Origin of the sequence: Pseudomonas sp. H3(2019) (assembly GCF_007713465.1) — a bacterium.
GTDB lineage: Bacteria > Pseudomonadota > Gammaproteobacteria > Pseudomonadales > Pseudomonadaceae > Aquipseudomonas.
In genome coordinates, this window is the sequence record NZ_VMSG01000017.1 from 1 (window position 1) to 15,892 (window position 15,892).

20 protein-coding genes are annotated in these 15,892 nt (G+C 55.3%); 15 read left to right on the plus strand and 5 right to left on the minus strand.

What is annotated here, in order from left to right; translation table 11 throughout:
• Together FPT12_RS17485 and FPT12_RS17490 are read left to right on the plus strand one after the other, a co-directional pair.
• A partial coding sequence (locus FPT12_RS17485) for an efflux RND transporter permease subunit (protein ID WP_145017832.1) occupies positions 1-872 on the plus strand: 872 nt, incomplete at its 5' end.
• On the plus strand, positions 869-1,228 hold the full coding sequence (locus FPT12_RS17490; RefSeq protein WP_145017834.1) for a copper-binding protein: 360 nt from the start codon (positions 869-871) through the stop codon (positions 1,226-1,228). The genes FPT12_RS17485 and FPT12_RS17490, both read left to right, overlap by 4 nt.
• 263 nt (positions 1,229-1,491) lie before the next feature.
• On the opposite strand, the gene FPT12_RS17495 is transcribed toward FPT12_RS17490, so the two are convergent.
• From FPT12_RS17495 to FPT12_RS17515, 4 genes are all read right to left on the minus strand, one after another.
• The gene (locus tag FPT12_RS17495) at positions 1,492-2,154 is read right to left on the minus strand and encodes an isoprenylcysteine carboxylmethyltransferase family protein (RefSeq protein ID WP_145017836.1); all 663 of its coding nucleotides are present in this window, start codon (positions 2,152-2,154) and stop codon (positions 1,492-1,494) included.
• Positions 2,155-2,316: 162 nt separating this feature from the next.
• On the minus strand, positions 2,317-2,592 hold the full coding sequence (locus FPT12_RS17500; protein ID WP_145017839.1) for a hypothetical protein: 276 nt from the start codon (positions 2,590-2,592) through the stop codon (positions 2,317-2,319).
• A 150-nt stretch (positions 2,593-2,742) separates the two neighbouring features.
• Entirely contained in the window at positions 2,743-3,186 is a 444-nt protein-coding gene (locus FPT12_RS17505) for a DUF411 domain-containing protein (protein ID WP_256676793.1), read from the minus strand.
• 573 nt (positions 3,187-3,759) lie between these two features.
• On the minus strand, positions 3,760-3,948 hold the full coding sequence (locus FPT12_RS17515) for a co-regulatory protein PtrA N-terminal domain-containing protein (protein ID WP_145017843.1): 189 nt from the start codon (positions 3,946-3,948) through the stop codon (positions 3,760-3,762).
• Positions 3,949-4,162: 214 nt separating this feature from the next.
• Here FPT12_RS17515 and FPT12_RS17520 point away from each other — a divergent pair, with 214 nt between their 5' ends.
• From FPT12_RS17520 to FPT12_RS17565, 10 genes are all read left to right on the plus strand, one after another.
• A complete protein-coding gene (locus tag FPT12_RS17520) occupies positions 4,163-4,846 on the plus strand; it encodes a heavy metal response regulator transcription factor (protein WP_145017845.1) in 684 nt (227 codons plus the stop codon).
• Complete coding sequence (locus FPT12_RS17525; RefSeq protein ID WP_145017847.1) at positions 4,843-6,216, plus strand: heavy metal sensor histidine kinase; 1,374 nt, start codon at positions 4,843-4,845, stop codon at positions 6,214-6,216. The genes FPT12_RS17520 and FPT12_RS17525 overlap by 4 nt, the downstream gene beginning before the upstream one ends.
• A gap of 200 nt (positions 6,217-6,416) precedes the next feature.
• Positions 6,417-7,127, plus strand: coding sequence for a methyl-accepting chemotaxis protein (locus FPT12_RS17530; RefSeq protein ID WP_145017849.1), 711 nt, complete (start codon positions 6,417-6,419; stop codon positions 7,125-7,127).
• Positions 7,128-7,136: 9 nt separating this feature from the next.
• Entirely contained in the window at positions 7,137-7,916 is a 780-nt protein-coding gene (locus tag FPT12_RS17535) for a TIGR03759 family integrating conjugative element protein (RefSeq protein ID WP_145017851.1), read from the plus strand.
• Positions 7,901-8,458 (plus strand): lytic transglycosylase domain-containing protein, encoded by a 558-nt coding sequence (locus FPT12_RS17540; protein WP_145017853.1) that lies wholly within the window; start codon positions 7,901-7,903, stop codon positions 8,456-8,458. Before FPT12_RS17535 ends, FPT12_RS17540 begins: the two co-directional genes overlap by 16 nt.
• Positions 8,455-8,958, plus strand: a complete 504-nt coding sequence (locus FPT12_RS17545; protein ID WP_145017855.1) for an integrating conjugative element protein — start codon at positions 8,455-8,457, stop codon at positions 8,956-8,958. The genes FPT12_RS17540 and FPT12_RS17545 overlap by 4 nt, the downstream gene beginning before the upstream one ends.
• Positions 8,959-8,973: 15 nt before the next feature.
• Positions 8,974-11,202: a type IV conjugative transfer system coupling protein TraD gene (traD, locus tag FPT12_RS17550; RefSeq protein WP_145017857.1), complete on the plus strand. Its 2,229-nt coding sequence runs from the start codon at positions 8,974-8,976 to the stop codon at positions 11,200-11,202.
• Between the two features lie 26 nt (positions 11,203-11,228).
• Positions 11,229-11,981, plus strand: a complete 753-nt coding sequence (locus tag FPT12_RS17555; RefSeq protein WP_145017860.1) for a TIGR03747 family integrating conjugative element membrane protein — start codon at positions 11,229-11,231, stop codon at positions 11,979-11,981.
• A 9-nt stretch (positions 11,982-11,990) separates the two neighbouring features.
• A complete protein-coding gene (locus FPT12_RS17560; RefSeq protein ID WP_145017862.1) occupies positions 11,991-13,466 on the plus strand; it encodes a UvrD-helicase domain-containing protein in 1,476 nt (491 codons plus the stop codon).
• A gap of 74 nt (positions 13,467-13,540) precedes the next feature.
• Positions 13,541-13,846: a hypothetical protein gene (locus tag FPT12_RS17565; protein WP_145017864.1), complete on the plus strand. Its 306-nt coding sequence runs from the start codon at positions 13,541-13,543 to the stop codon at positions 13,844-13,846.
• Between the two features lie 59 nt (positions 13,847-13,905).
• Here the strand turns inward: FPT12_RS17565 and FPT12_RS17570 are convergent, their stop codons facing one another.
• A complete protein-coding gene (locus FPT12_RS17570) occupies positions 13,906-14,739 on the minus strand; it encodes a DUF6710 family protein (protein WP_178098798.1) in 834 nt (277 codons plus the stop codon).
• A 253-nt stretch (positions 14,740-14,992) separates the two neighbouring features.
• On the opposite strand from FPT12_RS17570, the gene FPT12_RS17575 reads away from it, so the two are divergent.
• Genes FPT12_RS17575 through FPT12_RS17585 form a run of 3 tightly spaced genes read left to right on the plus strand, consistent with a single transcriptional unit; the run spans position 14,993 to position 15,888 of the window.
• Positions 14,993-15,295, plus strand: a complete 303-nt coding sequence (locus tag FPT12_RS17575; RefSeq protein ID WP_256676800.1) for an RAQPRD family integrative conjugative element protein — start codon at positions 14,993-14,995, stop codon at positions 15,293-15,295.
• Positions 15,292-15,531, plus strand: coding sequence for a TIGR03758 family integrating conjugative element protein (locus tag FPT12_RS17580; protein WP_145017868.1), 240 nt, complete (start codon positions 15,292-15,294; stop codon positions 15,529-15,531). The genes FPT12_RS17575 and FPT12_RS17580 overlap by 4 nt, the downstream gene beginning before the upstream one ends.
• Positions 15,532-15,549: 18 nt before the next feature.
• Positions 15,550-15,888, plus strand: coding sequence for a TIGR03745 family integrating conjugative element membrane protein (locus FPT12_RS17585; RefSeq protein ID WP_145017870.1), 339 nt, complete (start codon positions 15,550-15,552; stop codon positions 15,886-15,888).
• Positions 15,889-15,892: the final 4 nt, after the last annotated feature.

Consider the following 15,892-nt stretch of genomic DNA (forward strand, 5'->3'; position numbering starts at 1 on the left):
TCGCCCGCTTCCCGATCAACGTCCGTTATCCCCGTGAGTGGCGTGACTCGCTCGGCGCTCTGGAGCAACTACCGATCTACACGCCACTGGGCTACCAGATCACCCTGGGCACGGTGGCAAAGGTCAAGGTCAGCGAAGGTCCGCCGATGCTCAAGAGCGAGAACGCCCGACCTTCTGGCTGGGTGTACATCGACGTGCGCGGCCGGGACATTGCCTCGGTGGTCGCCGACCTGCGCCGGGTAGTCAGCGAGCAAGTCAAACTGCAACCGGGTATGAGTTTGAGCTACTCGGGACAGTTCGAGTTTCTCGAACGGGCCAATGCACGGCTCAAGCTGGTGGTGCCGGCCACATTGCTAATCATTTTCGTGCTGCTCTACCTGACCTTCGCCCGCTTCGATGAAGCCGTGTTGATCATGGCCACTCTGCCGTTCGCATTGACTGGCGGCGCATGGTTCCTCTATCTGTTGGGGTACAACCTGTCGGTGGCCACCGGGGTCGGCTTTATCGCACTGGCCGGTGTATCGGCCGAATTTGGCGTAATCATGCTGCTCTACCTGAAGAACGCCTGGGCCGAACGTGAAGACCTCGGTGACAGCACTGAGCGTGGGCTCGTCGCTGCGATTCGTGAAGGCGCAGTGCAGCGCGTTCGACCCAAGGCCATGACCGTGGCCGTCATTATCGCCGGCCTGTTACCCATCCTGTTGGGCAGCGGCACCGGCAGCGAAGTGATGAGTCGCATCGCCGCGCCTATGGTTGGCGGCATGGTCACTGCGCCCTTGTTATCCCTATTCGTTATTCCGGCGGCCTACCGTTTGATGCGCCGTCGGCACCTCCCCGTTGTATCCACCACCCCTCAAGGAAAAGTCGTATGAAACTGACCCTGATCGCCGTTGCAAGCACCGTTGTCGCACTGTCTCTTTCTGCTCAGGCAGAAGACATGCCGGGTATGAAGATGGACGCTATGCCCATGAAGGGCATGGAGATGGCGCAGGAGACCCAGCAGGCTCCAGTGGCCAAAGCCGAGGGCACGATCAAGGCTGTCGACACCACGAAACATACGGTGACTATCGCCCATGGCGCCGTACCGGCTGTGCAGTGGCCAGCCATGACCATGGCATTCACCGCTACAAGCAAACAACTGGCAGGCCTGAAGACTGGGGATCGAGTAGCGTTTGAGTTTCGTGTCGAGGGCATGGGGGCCACCATCGTGTCGATCAAGCCCCTGTAGTAACAATGGCATGGATGGCTGGTTCGACCTTCACAAGCTGATACCGGACCAGCTATCCACCATTCATAGGCGCACAGGTCAGTGAAAGGCTTGCGGCGATGCAGTGTGAATGAAGAGTTGATTGCTCCACCGTCCTCCTGTTTGGCTCCTTTGGTTTGGAGGACGGTTTCAGGCGCCTGAGTTAGGCGCCTTTTTTTGGCCAAGTAGTCCGTGCAATCCGTTTTGCGATGACGTGATCGTCACATAGGTTCGGGGGCGCCAGGTTATTCCGGGTAAGCAAAAAGCAGTGATTGGATAAACTCCCGCCAATTCCGCAAACGTGGGAACAACATGGGCACCCGCTGTCGATAGGTCTGATACTCCTCGCCAAAGCGCTCGGCCAAGACCGACTCCTCCCGCTTCGCTAAACGGACATAAGCCCAGACGATGATCGGAAACAGCAATAACGTGATCACCGTCGGCCAGTGAATGACCTGCCCGAAGACCGCTAGCATGATCCCGGTGTATTGCGGGTGGCGGACCACACCGTAGACACCCTGTGTCGCCAGTTTCCCCTCCAGACTTGTGCGGTAAACCTGAACCCAGCCCCGGATCAATAGGGCAAGGCCGACCACGATAAACACCCCGCCCAACATCATTTCCAGCATGGCCCCGATAGCACCATAGCCCAGCATCGTTGCCCAGAGATGGCCCGAGAATCCGGTCAGCGGGAGATCGATTCCCAGAAAACCAGTCAGTAGATAAATGGTCAGTGGGAAGCCGTACATCTCGGCGTATAACGCAATGATGAACGCTTGCACTAAACCTGCACCCATCCAGTCGTGCCAGCTGCGTGGAGAGACGAAGCGGTAGAGGACCCAGGATGCAATGAGCACCATGATCAGCACCCACCCCCAGTGCCCATAGTGCATGGAAAAGTCATTCATGATTAGGCTCCATCTCGATCAACAGCAGATCGGAATTCAGCACCGACACCTGGAAGAAACATCGGAGCATCCGAGTAGCGATACAGCTTGAGTGCGATACCACTACTCGGACTTGGTTTCTCTCTGCCTAAGAGGACACAAGACCTGCGACTAAAGAAACTGTTATTGCACTTTAGTGCTGCCTTGGGCGGGCTCACTGCCCATGTGCTTATTCATGCTTTCCATCATCGTATTGCAGTTCTTCATCATTGCCGACATGTCCTGCATCATCTCCATCATCGGCATTTTACCGCCCTCCATCATCGGCATATCCTTTCCTTTCATCATGTCAGAGCTGTCCTTAGTAGTGCTCTGAGGCTGCTCAGCAAAGCTCGTGGAAATAGCTCCAAGAGTTAGGATGGCGGCGAGTACGGCTGTGTAGGTAATAGAGTTACGCATGATAATTCTCCTGATCAACGACCTGGATTTTCGACAGGCTCTGGGTAAGCAATGGCTGATCCGGAGCCTTATTCTTGGTCATGGTTAATCCTCTAAATTTTCGGGTATTTATTTACATACCTCAGTCACAAAACTAACGCTCAGACGTTTCTACTGGCTCATGTAGAGCCAGCTTTTAGCCCCGTCAAAGGCGTAAATTTCGAACGGTTTCTGCTGGGTGCCGTCCATGCCGGGTGATCCAGCTGGCATCCCGGCCAAGGTGATACCACGAATGGCAGGGTGCTCTGCCAATAATTTATTGACAGCTATTAGCGGGACGTGGCCGCTAATAACGTAACCATCAATTGCAACGGCATGGCAGCCTGCCAAAGAGTACGGAAGACCAGATGCCTCATTGACCTGCTGAAGCTGTGCAGAGTCCGCGACAATCGACACCTTGAAACCACCTTCGCGCAGATAGTCCGCATATTTATCGCAGCATGTACAACTTGGATTTTTATAGAGAACAGCTTCTTCAGCAGCGTTAACTATAGGCATCGCAAGGGCTGTGAGTGCGAGTAACATCCCACCCCAAAATGTGGATGATTTATTCACGGCAACCACCTAATCCTTTTCCGTTGACGACAAAAAATATTAGTTGTAGCCCCGAGCGACGGTCTTAATGTTCTTTTGGCAATGTTGCTGAAGAACAAACGAGCTAGCCCTTGGCGCGTTAGGACAGGCGGGAATGTTTAGGAGGAAAAGGATCTGGAGCAACGGGCATGCGACCGAGTGAATTTGTATAGCAGTCGTATGGAGATGACTTTAAGGCGTGCCAGATTGTAACAAGAAACGTGACCGCTCCCGTTGAAGGAATGGAACAATTTATCGAGCAAGCGACTTGGTTCGACATATCAGGACAGACATTCATTCTGCTGGATTCAGAAAGCATACTCTGCGCTGCCGCACAGTTAAGAGCGGTATTTGAAGGTTCGGATTTAAACATCAAGCTCAAACCATGTGCTGCTGCCAGGACAAACAGCAGCACCATGAGCAGCTTGATCAGAGTCTTATTTAAATTTCGAGCCATCACAGTGTATAGCTCCCTCAGTTTTTAAGAGTACGCCTGACCTGAGGCCAGCTCAGAAGCGCTCCAATACCACACAGCGGCTCATACCTGATTCAAGCCTATTTATGAACCATCACCCCCTTTAGATTAGGCGCTGGCTGCGTTTTCACAGCTTGCTGCACCATGCTTTTGCCCTGATCCTGATGAGCGGTAAAGCGTGCAAAAACACGGTCTCCACCGCCTTCAGCCCACACCATGGATGACAGAAGGACCGAACCGATCACAAGCGCGGCTTTTATGAGTTTCATGAGACAGTCTCCTCAAGCGGGTAAATGTTCAACGACAACCTAGAATAGGGTTTACGTTTGGCTGTCGAGATGAGCCCTACACGGTGCTCATGGCTTCACCCTAGACCGCGCTCCCTGATGGGAAGCTGAAGCGAAAATTACATTTCTGTAAGCGTCTGGTGGGTTACCTCAACCCCCTGCAAACTCCAGGTGTCATCCACGTGAGCACCCCCATATGAAACTCCTGTTAGCTGAAGACGAACCGAGAATTGGTACCTACGTGCAACAGGGGTTGAATGAGGCGGGATTCAATGTAGATCTGGTGATTAGCGGCACCAACGCGCTTCAGCACGCCTTAAGCGAAGACTATGACCTGCTGATACTGGACGTTACGATGCCCGGCCTGGATGGCTGGGAAGTACTGCGTATGGTTCGCGCCGCAGGAAAGAACGTCCCCGTGCTCTTTCTGACCGCTCGCGACCGGGTGGAAGATCGGGTTAAAGGGCTAGATCTTGGTGCTGATGACTATCTGGTCAAACCCTTTGCCTTTTCCGAGCTGCTGGCCAGGGTTCGAAGCCTCTTACGGCGAGGTAGCAGTGCTCCGACACAGACCCATATCAAGATTGCTGACCTTGAAATCGACCTGATGAAGCGTAGAGCCCTTCGGGGAGGCAAGCGCATCGACCTCACAGCCAAAGAGTTTGCCCTTCTTGAGTTGTTACTTCGCCGACGGGGTGAGGTGTTGCCCAAGTCGCTGATCGCATCGCAAGTCTGGGACATCAATTTCGACAGCGATACCAACGTCATCGAGGTTGCAGTCAGGCGGCTTAGGGCAAAAATTGATGATGACTTCGAACCCAAGTTGATCAGTACTGTGCGGGGAATGGGCTACATGCTCGACGCACCGGAGTCGGTATGAAAAGCCTCTCCCTGACGACACGTCTGAGTTTGATGTTCATGTTCGTTGTCGCTGCGGTGCTGACGGTCGCAGGGCTCAGCTTCAACTATCTCTGTCAACAGCACTTCAATTCACTTGACCAGCAAACGCTGCTCGAAAAGTTGCAAACCAGCCAAGGCATTTTGGGGGCGCTGCCCAGCATTGATGCTTTCGACGAGCTACAGCCACAACTACAAGCATTGCTCGGGACGAATCAAGATCTCATAGCAGTCATTTCCGACGGCCGTGGAAAGGTGCTCTTTGCTCACCCAGCCGGAATGAACGTACCCGAACGGTTCCGCACTTTTGCAAGCAGTCAGGCCTGGGAATGGCAGAGTCAGGAACGGATGTTTCGCGGCATGACCACGCAGGTAGCCGTTGCAGGGCAAGAGAAACCCATGACGGTGATGATTGCTCTCGATGTCACCGACAATATGTTCCTATTCGAAACTCTCAAGTGGTGGCTCTGGGTAGGGTTATTGATCTGCGCCGTCGTTTGCGCCGGCCTGGGCTGGATAGTCGCTCACAGAGGCTTGCGCCCACTGGAGCAGGTGACCAGGGCTGCGGCCTCAATCTCTGCTAATTCGCTCAAAGAGCGTATTCCAATGGTGTCAATTCCAGCGGAGCTACGGCAGTTGGTTTCCTCATTCAACGCCATGTTGGCAAGGCTGGACGACGCCTTTGGAAGGCTCTCCAACTATTCTGCCGACATTGCCCATGAACTGCGTACACCGGTCAGCAATCTGATGACGCACACGGAAGTAGTTCTTTCGAAAAAGAGAAACGTCGAAGATTACGAGGAAAATCTGTACTCGAACCTAGAGGACTTTAAGCGCATGTCTCGAATGATCGATGACATGCTGTTCCTGGCCAAGGCGGACAATGGTTTGATCACCCCTGAGCGCGAGTGGGTCGCCCTTGAGGGAGTGGTGGACACACTTCTTGAGTACTACGGCCTGCTGGCGGATGAACGCGGTATTGAGCTTGAACTGTCTGGTTGCGGAAGTATTCAAGGCGATGTACTCATGCTGCATCGCGCAATTTCCAACCTCCTGTCCAACGCGCTGCGATACACCCCAAAAGGTAAAACCATCAGGGTACAGCTCAGCCAGAACGACAGCTCCACGGTTCTGACAGTGGAAAATCCCGGCGAAACCATCCCGCCAGAGCATCTGGAAAAGTTATTCGACAGGTTCTACCGGGTCCATCCAACTCGACGCGAAGGCAGCCAGAGTAATGCAGGTTTGGGTCTGGCCATCATCCGCTCCATTATTGAAGCTCATCAAGGGAAGGTCTGGTGCACCTCTGCCAACGGCAGAACCGCATTTCACCTGGAATTTCCCACACCATAGGACATCCGCTTCACAGAGTTCACCTCCTTTTGAAAGTCTCTTGCCGGCAATGGCTATCCAGCCAATTAAATTGAACCGACTCGATAGAGTCCATAACAGCGAGAGTCTCTAAAAAAACCACTCCGAGTGGAAAACCTATTTCCTACTGCACCGATTAATGCGGTTTGAGAGGGTGTCTGCGGTTTCGCGCGAGGACACCCATGAACCTACCACGCCCTACCCGTACAACCCTGACGCTCAGTCTCTGCCTCATTCTCCTGGCGGGAGCGCTTGGCTATGAGCATCACCAGCTCACCAAGCTGCACGATAGTTTGGACACGACCGCCGACAAGGATTCGCTCAATGCCATTCTGGAGCGACTGAGTAAGGTCGACGAACGCCTGGACACGGTCGATAGCAAGCACCTGGTTACCAACGATGATTTTCGTTCTGCTCAGCAGGCACTGTCGAACCGGATTGATGCCGCCCAGGCATATGCGAAACAAGCAACTGAGACAGCTCAGGATATCTCCCGTAACGCCGCGTCAGCCGGGGAGCTCGTCATGCTCAAGGCAAACGTCGAGACCATGGACAGCCGCCTCCAGGAGCTCAGCAACCCCCAGGCCAAGCAACCTCCTCCCGCTGCCCCTAAGCCGAAGAGCGTTGAGCGAAAAACACAACCTGCCCAAAAGCCCAAAACCAGCGCCGTAATCCCAGAGACACCTCCCTTCACCGTGGTCGGCATTGAGTATCGGGGCGGCGAGCGGTTTCTATCAGTGGCCCCTCCTGGAAGTACACAGCTGAGTCAGATCTACCTGATCCGGCCAGGAGATGCAGTTGCAGGCACCTCCTGGCGACTCCGATCGCTGGACGGCAGATCGGCTCGTTTCGACGTGGCCGGCGCTCCACAAACCGTAACCGTATCGCAATAGGACCCTCCCATGCATGACACCAAGATCGGCACAAGGAAAAGCGAGTCAGCGATAGCGGGACAGCTATTTGCCAGCTTGGCAGGACTCATATTTTCCTACGCCAGTTTTGCGGCGCCTCCACCGGTTTCGACAGCGCACACTCAAGAGAGCACTGAAGCAAGAAGCCTCCAGCAGGGAAACAGCCAGACTGATCTCGCCCGTGAATGGGGGCTGACTCCCCAGGAGTGGAGCAGGTTTCAGACGGTTATGGACGGCCCACGTGGAACGTACTCTCCAGGACTCGACCCGCTTACCGCGCTCGGTATTGAAGCCAGAACGACCGAAGAGCGCAGACGTTACGCAGAACTGCAGGTTCAAGCCGAGCGGCAACGGATCGATAAGGAGCTGGACTACCAACGTGCCTATGACCAAGCGTTCGCACGCTTGTATCCCAACGAGAAGATCATCCAGATTTCCGCCAACCCCACGCCCCCCTCTACGGGAGGCCAACCGGCACTGGTGAGCGATGGTCGTCTGGCGATCTTTGTGCGCGAAAACTGCACGGTGTGCATCGCACAAATAAAGGATCTCCAGGAACAGAAAACAGCCTTCGACCTGTATTTCGTGGGCAGCCAGGGTGATGACGAGCGGATCCGCCGTTGGGCGATTCTTGCTGGCATTGAGCCCACGAGTGTCCGTAACCGACAAATCACCTTGAATCACGATGGCGGTCGCTGGCTTGGCCTTGGACTCGGCGGCGATCTACCGGCGCTCGTCCGTGAGGTGAATGGAAAATGGCAACGCCAATAGTCCGCACAGCGTTTGCCAGTGCCCTGATCTGCGCGACCGCAATGGCTCATGCAGCAGAGATTCCGCCACCGGCTTACCAACTGATCGCAATCCCGGAGGGTGTGCCTTCGGAGGTTCTGTACTCAGTTGCCCTGCAGGAAAGCGGCACGAAACTCCGTGGACATATCGTCCCATGGCCCTGGACGCTGAACGTAGCCGGTGCCGGTTATCGTTTTGCAACCCGAAGCGATGCCTGCCAGGCGCTGATGATCGCCATTGTCAGCGTCGGCCCCGCACGCGTCGACGTCGGCCTTGGTCAAACCAATATGAAGGCCAACGGATATCGGTACGGCAGTCCCTGTGAGGGGCTGGATCCGTACAAGAACCTGAAAGTCACCGCGCAAATCCTCGCTGAACACAAAGCCAAGGGTGGCGACTGGATAACTGCTGCTGGGCGTTACCACCGGCCAGCGGGTGGTGCACCCGCTGAGCGCTATCGACGTGCGTTTACCAAGCATCTCAGCCGTGTGACCGGCATCAAATTAATGGTGGATAACCAATGAATCGACACCTCTGTTTTTTTCTTCTGACGTGCCTGGCACTTCCGAACGTATGTATGGCCAGCCCACTGATCATCGTCGAGGATCGAGGCGGTTCTTCCGCTCTGCCCTACTACCAGGACCTGGTGCCAGAACCCAGTGATCAGCAAGCAACACAACAGAACATCGGTGTTCGAGGGACGGGCGCGTTCCCTGTACGGTCCACGCAGCTTACGCCCGGCGAAGTGCAGGGCCGGGTGATCAATGCACCTGGCCTCCAGCCTATGTTCGTCTTGGGTGATGACGAGCTTTCCAGAACCTGGCTTTTGCAACGCCGAGAACAATTGAAGCAGATGCAGGCAGTTGGAGTGGTGGTCAACGTAGCGAATGCTGAGCGCTTTGCCGAAGTGCGTCGCTGGGCAGCTGATCTTGAGATGGTGCCCGCGCCTGGGGACGATCTGGCTGGACGACTGGGCATCCGCCACTACCCGCTCCTGATTACAGCCACCACCATTCAACAGTAGGTAAGGACGAAAATCGTGGCCAGCACCTACACCATTGAATCGTTACTTCGCCCTGCAGTCGAGCTCTATACGGTACTGGTCTGCATCGCAGCAGCAATGTTGTGTGTGTTCGCGCCTTGGGTTTTCGCTCTATCTCCACTGTTCGGGGTTGTGACAGCTTGTGGGTATCTCTGCCTGGCCTACATTCGGCTGAGACAGGCGTTGGTGGTCCTGCGATATCGACGCAATATACGTCGCCTCCCGCATTACACGATGACCAGTAAAGACATACCGGTCAGCAATGAGCGCCTTTTCATTGGCAAAGGGTTTCGCTGGACACAAAAACATACCCAGCGGCTTATGGACACCTACCTGCCGAAGTATGCCGAGTATGTGGAACCCACTTCGCTGTACCGGCAGGCACGGCGCATTGAGGAGCGGCTGGAGTTCGCCCCCTTCCCCCTCAAGCTCATTACCCGGGCGACAGCATGGGACGTAGCATTCAACCCGGTTCGCCCGCTGCCCCCGGTGGGCGGCCTTCCGCGCCTCCACGGTATCGAACCTCACGAAGGTGATGTCAGCTTGCCGTTGGGTGAACGCGTGGGTCACACCCTGGTGCTGGGCACGACACGCGTAGGAAAAACCCGGCTCGCCGAGCTGTTCATTACCCAAGACATCAGACGCACCCGTAGAAGATCCCGACGTCGCGTCCAAATGGGACGCCGCGTACAGCCCGTTCATCGAAGCCAACGCAGCGTCAAACAAGATGAAGAGATGAACCTCGACCGCGAGGTCGTTATTGTCTTCGACCCCAAGGGTGACGCTGACCTGCTGAAACGCATGTACATCGAATGCAAGCGGGCTGGCCGGTTGGATGAGTTCTATGTCTTCCATCTGGGATGGCCAGACCATTCGGCGCGCTACAACGCGGTGGGCCGCTTTGGCCGGATCTCCGAGGTGGCCACACGAATTGCAGGTCAGCTTTCCGGCGAAGGCAACTCTGCTGCCTTCCGAGAGTTCGCATGGCGATTCGTCAACATCATCGCCCGCGCTCTGGTCGCCCTCGGCCGCCGCCCTGACTACGAACAAATCCTGCAGCACGTTATCAACATCGACGCCCTGTTCGTCGAGTACGCGCAGAAATATTTCGCTGAACACGACCCTAAAGCCTGGGAAACCATCATTGCGATCGAGGGCAGCATCGATCGGAAGAACCTCAGTTTTGCCATGAAGGATCGGCCGCTACGTGTGGTGGCCATCGACCAATATGTCACACAGAAACGCATCTCCGATCCCGTTCTTGACGGGCTTCGTTCCGCAGTTCGCTACGACAAGACCTATTTCGACAAGATCGTGGCCAGCCTGCTTCCGCTGCTCGAGAAACTGACCACCGGCCGTATCGCGGAGCTGCTGTCTCCGGACTACATGGACCTTGAGGATCCGCGCCCAATCTTCGACTGGATGCAGGTGATTCGGAAAAGGGCTGTGGTCTACATCGGCCTGGACGCATTGTCCGACACGGAGGTGGCCGCTGCCGTCGGCAACTCCATGTTCAGCGACCTGGTCTCTGTCGCAGGCCATATCTACAAGTTCGGTATCGATGACGGTCTGCCTGGTGCCACCAGCGGCAAGGTGGCGATCAACGTCCATGCGGATGAATTCAACGAGTTAATGGGTGAAGAGTTCATCCCGATGATCAACAAGGGCGGCGGCGCCGGCATGCAGGTAACCGCATACACCCAGACCATGAGCGACATCGAGGCGAAGATCGGCAGCCGCGCGAAGGCAGGCCAAGTGATCGGTAACTTCAACAACCTCTTCATGCTGAGGGTGCGGGAAACCGCGACGGCGGAACTGCTCACCAACCAGCTGCCCAAAGTTCAGGTCTTCACCAGCATGCCAGCCAGTAGTGCCAACGACGCTATCGATGGCAAAGCCGCGTTCACGTCGAACACCCATGACCAGATCCAGAGCGTCAGTGTGCCCATGATCGAGCCCGCGCATGTCGTCGGTCTGCCCAAGGGGCAGTGCTTTGCGCTCATCGAAGGTGGCAACCTTTGGAAGATCCGAATGCCGTTGCCGGCGAGCGACCCGGACGAGGTCATGCCCAAGGATCTGCAAGCGCTGGCCGAAGGCATGCGTAAAGGCCCTGGAAACACCAGCGAATGGTGGCAAGCGCCTGGTTACCAGGCATTGAGCGAATCGTTGCCCGATGACCTGGTGAATGATTTCAGGAACATGGCCAACGGCGACAAGGCTGCGTAAAAGGTCGGCCTTACAGGAACAACGCCATGGCAGATATTGCAGAAAAAGCGCAACAGCAACAGGAAGGGCAGAAGACTTTCCTGGGAATGCTGTTCTCTATGCCCTTCCACTTCTTCGGAGTGATGTTCGGCTCGCTGCTGGGAGCGATCCTGGTGGAGTGGTTATGTCTGTATTTCTTCTGGCCGGATGCCGGCTGGAAGCATGCCCAGCAGATGTTCGAGTATGAGTTGAGTTGGTTGTCTCAGGACCTGCTGCAAAGCGTCATCATCAAAGAGCCTGGGCGAACTGCCGCATGGCTGGCTCAGTGGGTGTACGACTGGGTGATGGTGAAAACCGGCCTGCAGGACAACATCAACTCAATGACTCAGTACGCCCGGACCGCGCACTCGCAGGCTGGAAACTTCGATCTGCGCTATCAAATCGGCTGGGCGATGATCAAGTTTCAGGACTACGGCTTGTCTGCGCTGTACACCGTACTCACCTTCTGCGTTCGTATGGTGATCCTGACCCTCACCATCCCGCTGTTTCTGCTGGCTGCATTCACCGGCCTGGTCGACGGTCTGGTCAGGCGGGATCTTCGTAAATTTGGCTCAGGACGTGAGTCGAGCTACCTCTACCACAAAGCACGCGGGACGATTCTGCCGCTGACCATCGTGCCCTGGACCGTCTACCTGGCCATCCCGATCAGCATCAGTCCTTTGTTGATCCTGCTGCCATGCGCCTTGCTGCTGGGCGTGTCGGTCTGCATCACGGTCTCAAGCTTCAAAAAATACCTGTAGGAGTTGGACATGCAGTGGACTCACGAGCAACAGCCCATCATTGAATCGACGGCCGGCAAGCTACTGGTTCAGGCATTCGCCGGAACCGGGAAAACCACCACCCTGGTGGGCTACGCAAAGCACCATGCGTCAGTGAAGATGCTGTACCTCTGCTACAACAAGTCTGTGGAGCTGGCAGCCAAGGGTAAATTCCCGCGCAATGTCGTCTGCAAAACTGCGCATGGCCTCGCCTATGCGGTCTACGGCAGCCAGTACGCCGCCAAACAAACCAACAACCTTCGACTCACCGACATCGCAAGGGCGATCAACACTCAAGACTGGGAGTTGGTCCGCGACGTGCTGAGTACATTGAACAACTTCATGGCCAGCGCCGATATGGAGCTCGGTCGGTCGCACTTCCCTCGCTTCCAGGGTAAACAGATGCTGACCAGTGCTCAGGAGCGCTTCCTGAACAATGCGCTGGGCGTGGCCAAATCCATCTGGAACAGGATGATCGATCTACAGGACACCGGGATGCCCATCACTCACGACGGTTACCTGAAGCTGTATCAGATGAGCAAGCCAGACCTGAGTCAGCGCTTTGAAGGCATCCTCCTCGACGAAGGTCAGGACGTGAACCCGGTGATCGCAGACCTGGTGAAGATCCAACGCATCCGTAGAGTAGCGGTGGGCGATCCACATCAGCAGATCTACCGTTTCCGAGGCGCAGAAGACGCGCTGGACAGCGACTGGATGGCAGATGCCGAGCGACATTATCTGACCCAGAGCTTTCGCTTCGGCCCCGCTGTCGCCCACGTGGCCAACATCATTCTCTTCTACAAGGGTGAAACCCGAAAACTCCAGGGACTAGGGCCTAATACCCAGGTCAAGCGAGCATTACCCGAAGACCTTCCGCACCGCACCTTCATCCATCGTACCGTCACCGGCGTCATCGAGAACGCGCTGCGTCTGGTGACCAGTGAACCCAAGATCTTCTGGGTTGGAGGCATCGACAGCTACTCGTTACGCGACCTCGAAGACCTGTACCTGTTCAGCAGGGGCCGTAACCAGGAGGTGCAGAACAAGAAGCTGTTGCGCGACTACCGCGATTACAGTCAATACGTCGAAATCGCCGAAGTCAGCCAAGACAGTGAAATGCTCCGGTCGATCAAGATCATCGCTGCGTACCCGGATCTGCCACAGCGGATCCTGGCACTGCGGTCTCGAACGGTCGATAACGAGCTGGATGCCACAATTACCCTCACCACCGGGCACAAGGCCAAAGGTCTGGAGTGGGACTTCGTTAGCCTTTACGACGACTTCACTGCCGATCCGTTGGCTCCAGACATCGACCAAGGACGAAAGAACGATGAGCTGAATCTGCTCTATGTGGCCGTGACCCGTGGAATGAAGATCCTGGCTCTCAATGCGATTGTCCTTTCAATCATGCAGGCTTACGTCGACGCCCGCACCACCGCAGCTCCACAAAAGAAATCCAGAGGGTAGCGAACGAGCATTTCCGATTGCCCGCTCGAGCTCGGAACTGGAAGCCTGAAATCTCATAACGTTGAGGACGTGACATGAGTAACCAGGCATTCGAGTACCACACTGAATTCTGCCCGCTGTTGTACCGGGTGCAGACCAAGGGTTTTCTACTGTTTAAGACGGAGGAGCCCACTACAGAGCCGGACATTGGCGCGTTTTTACAGGATCCGGAATACAAGGAACGGCTCGCAAGACTAGGTCGAGATGGCTGGGAGTTGGTCACCGTTCAGACGGTGGTGAAGGGAGATATCAAGGTTGGGAATCAGAATGCACAGGCTTGGGCATACGCAATTGCCTTACCCACCGGATACCTGATGTTCTTTAAGCGTCCTGTATCGTAATTGCACTCCATTTGCTCAATTTCTGAACGGGTTGATCAACGCAACCCGCCTCCAACTAGTTACAGCTTCAGAAGAATATTCGCCCCCTCAGTTTCGGACTTAAAGGCAGGAAAACTTAGATCGCGCATAACTCTTCCGATCTCAAAAACCGCAGCCCTGCGTGCGTCTTCGACTGGGGCAACTTTATCGCCGGTACGTGTATCAAAATAGTACTTCCCATCGCAGTGGAGTTCGTCGAGCAAATATCCCATGTCATAAACGTAGTCAGGTACGATTTCGCCCTCACCAGCTAAAATGCCGGCAGTGATTGAGTGATTACCTCCGTTAACAAAGCCAATACCCCAAGGTAGCCAGAGTTCGATTTGATGGTTTTCATCCTGACACCAAGCCCCCTGAAAGCTGCGGTCCCACTCACTCCCATCAATCAGCGCTTTGCTGGAGCCAATCGTCGCTACTGCATCGACGTAACGTCTAAAGCTCCAGGCCCAAGGAAGCACAATGTCGCGTGATAGCTTCAAGCTGTAATCTTTACCCTCGAGCCTTACACCACGAAAACTCATACCGTCTGCGGTAAACATTCGCGTTCGGGTTGCCTCCCCGAAAAAAGTATTGGAGTCGATCGTCGGCAGAGCGTCCTGGCCTCGCTCAGCGACACCTAGGAGATACTCCGATTGAAGGGGGCGAAGGATGGCACGCACCAAGTCAACCAAACCCCGAGGGTTGGTCTCTGCGATGAGCTTTGACGTTTTAATGAGGTGCTCGAAGCAAGCGAGTGGATGCGATTTAAGTCGCTTTGCATGTTCTTCCTGTTTCCGCTGCCTAAATCGCTGCCATCTACTAAGCAAGAAAGTCTTTCGATATGAAATATTGATTGAAGGAATCTCATCGGTCATTTTTCAATCTCGTAAATGGACAGTTACAAATCATAGTTCAATCGGCGATCAGGTTTAGGGCTTCTCCCATCCACTCCCAGGATCTCAAGATCGCAGAGCATCAGAAGAAATCCAAGAGATCTCGATAATGGATTTCTTGCGGCAACCCCCTCCCTGAACACGGCAAGCTGACGGCAACAGGAATTACCAGAGCCCAGCCGTGAACCAGTATCAGCCCCTCACAGCCCTGACTTACCGCCTTGCCCGGGCGGGCCTGATCGTTCTGATCGGATGCTGCACGCACATCCCCCTCGCTGCTGCTGCATCTGCCTCAGAGCAGGCCAATCTCGAAGTGATGATCCGCCAATTGAACGCATTGGAGGACACCGCCCGCCGTAGCGCGAAAGTCGCTGACGAACCAGGTAAGCGCTTCTTCTTCGATTACCAACGTCTTGCCGGCGACATTGAGCGCATTCGCCACGGCCTGGAGGGTTACTTGACCCCCAGCCGGGCACAACCGCGTGATCCGGCAGAGATTTCAGGGGACTACACCAAAACCGGAGTGGGCAATCCATGAGTATGAGCGGTGCACAGTCCTCAGCGTTTCAAGCGGCCGCAGGTTTCACACCCTCGTCCAGCTACACGCTGTTCGTGGGGTTCGCCGTGGGACTTACATTCCTTTGGGGGGCTTGGGCTCTCTATAGCTGCTACCGAGGTTGGGCAACTGGAAACCTTGATCGCTCGATCGCATTGCCCTCAGCGATACGCACCGTTCTGCTCTGCATGATCCTCACCGTTTTTGTTCTCAGCTAACCACACAGGAGTTAAACCATGTCTCGTAACTTGAAAGTGAAATCTGCGATCGCAGGAGCTGTCGTCCTACCTCAGATGGCATCAGCCGCACTTCCCCAAGCTCAAACCCCGACTCGCGGCGAAGGCAGCAATATTCTCCAGACCATTCAGAACTGGGGATTTGACGGTTTCATGCTGATCGGCCTACTCATTCTGGGCGTCATGTTCTTAGGCGTGGCCTGGCATGCCTTCGGTGTCTATCACGAAATACACGATGGCAAGAAAAAGTGGCGTGACCTGGGGGCCACGGCGACGGTGGGTGTGGGCATTTTGGGTGTAGGCATTTATCTGGTAACCAAAGCCACCGGCATCCTTTAAAGAG

Bases quoted from the DNA above. Each gene is read 5' to 3' on its own strand.
- FPT12_RS17490 (WP_145017834.1), top strand. From the start codon at position 869: ATGAAACTGACCCTGATCGCCGTTGCAAGCACCGTTGTCGCACTGTCT.
- FPT12_RS17495 (WP_145017836.1), bottom strand. From the start codon at position 2,154: ATGAATGACTTTTCCATGCACTATGGGCACTGGGGGTGGGTGCTGATC.
- FPT12_RS17500 (WP_145017839.1), bottom strand. From the start codon at position 2,592: ATGCGTAACTCTATTACCTACACAGCCGTACTCGCCGCCATCCTAACT.
- FPT12_RS17515 (WP_145017843.1), bottom strand. From the start codon at position 3,948: ATGAAACTCATAAAAGCCGCGCTTGTGATCGGTTCGGTCCTTCTGTCA.
- FPT12_RS17520 (WP_145017845.1), top strand. From the start codon at position 4,163: ATGAAACTCCTGTTAGCTGAAGACGAACCGAGAATTGGTACCTACGTG.
- FPT12_RS17525 (WP_145017847.1), top strand. From the start codon at position 4,843: ATGAAAAGCCTCTCCCTGACGACACGTCTGAGTTTGATGTTCATGTTC.
- FPT12_RS17530 (WP_145017849.1), top strand. From the start codon at position 6,417: ATGAACCTACCACGCCCTACCCGTACAACCCTGACGCTCAGTCTCTGC.
- FPT12_RS17535 (WP_145017851.1), top strand. From the start codon at position 7,137: ATGCATGACACCAAGATCGGCACAAGGAAAAGCGAGTCAGCGATAGCG.
- FPT12_RS17540 (WP_145017853.1), top strand. From the start codon at position 7,901: ATGGCAACGCCAATAGTCCGCACAGCGTTTGCCAGTGCCCTGATCTGC.
- FPT12_RS17545 (WP_145017855.1), top strand. From the start codon at position 8,455: ATGAATCGACACCTCTGTTTTTTTCTTCTGACGTGCCTGGCACTTCCG.
- FPT12_RS17555 (WP_145017860.1), top strand. From the start codon at position 11,229: ATGGCAGATATTGCAGAAAAAGCGCAACAGCAACAGGAAGGGCAGAAG.
- FPT12_RS17560 (WP_145017862.1), top strand. From the start codon at position 11,991: ATGCAGTGGACTCACGAGCAACAGCCCATCATTGAATCGACGGCCGGC.
- FPT12_RS17565 (WP_145017864.1), top strand. From the start codon at position 13,541: ATGAGTAACCAGGCATTCGAGTACCACACTGAATTCTGCCCGCTGTTG.
- FPT12_RS17570 (WP_178098798.1), bottom strand. From the start codon at position 14,739: ATGACCGATGAGATTCCTTCAATCAATATTTCATATCGAAAGACTTTC.
- FPT12_RS17580 (WP_145017868.1), top strand. From the start codon at position 15,292: ATGAGTATGAGCGGTGCACAGTCCTCAGCGTTTCAAGCGGCCGCAGGT.
- FPT12_RS17585 (WP_145017870.1), top strand. From the start codon at position 15,550: ATGTCTCGTAACTTGAAAGTGAAATCTGCGATCGCAGGAGCTGTCGTC.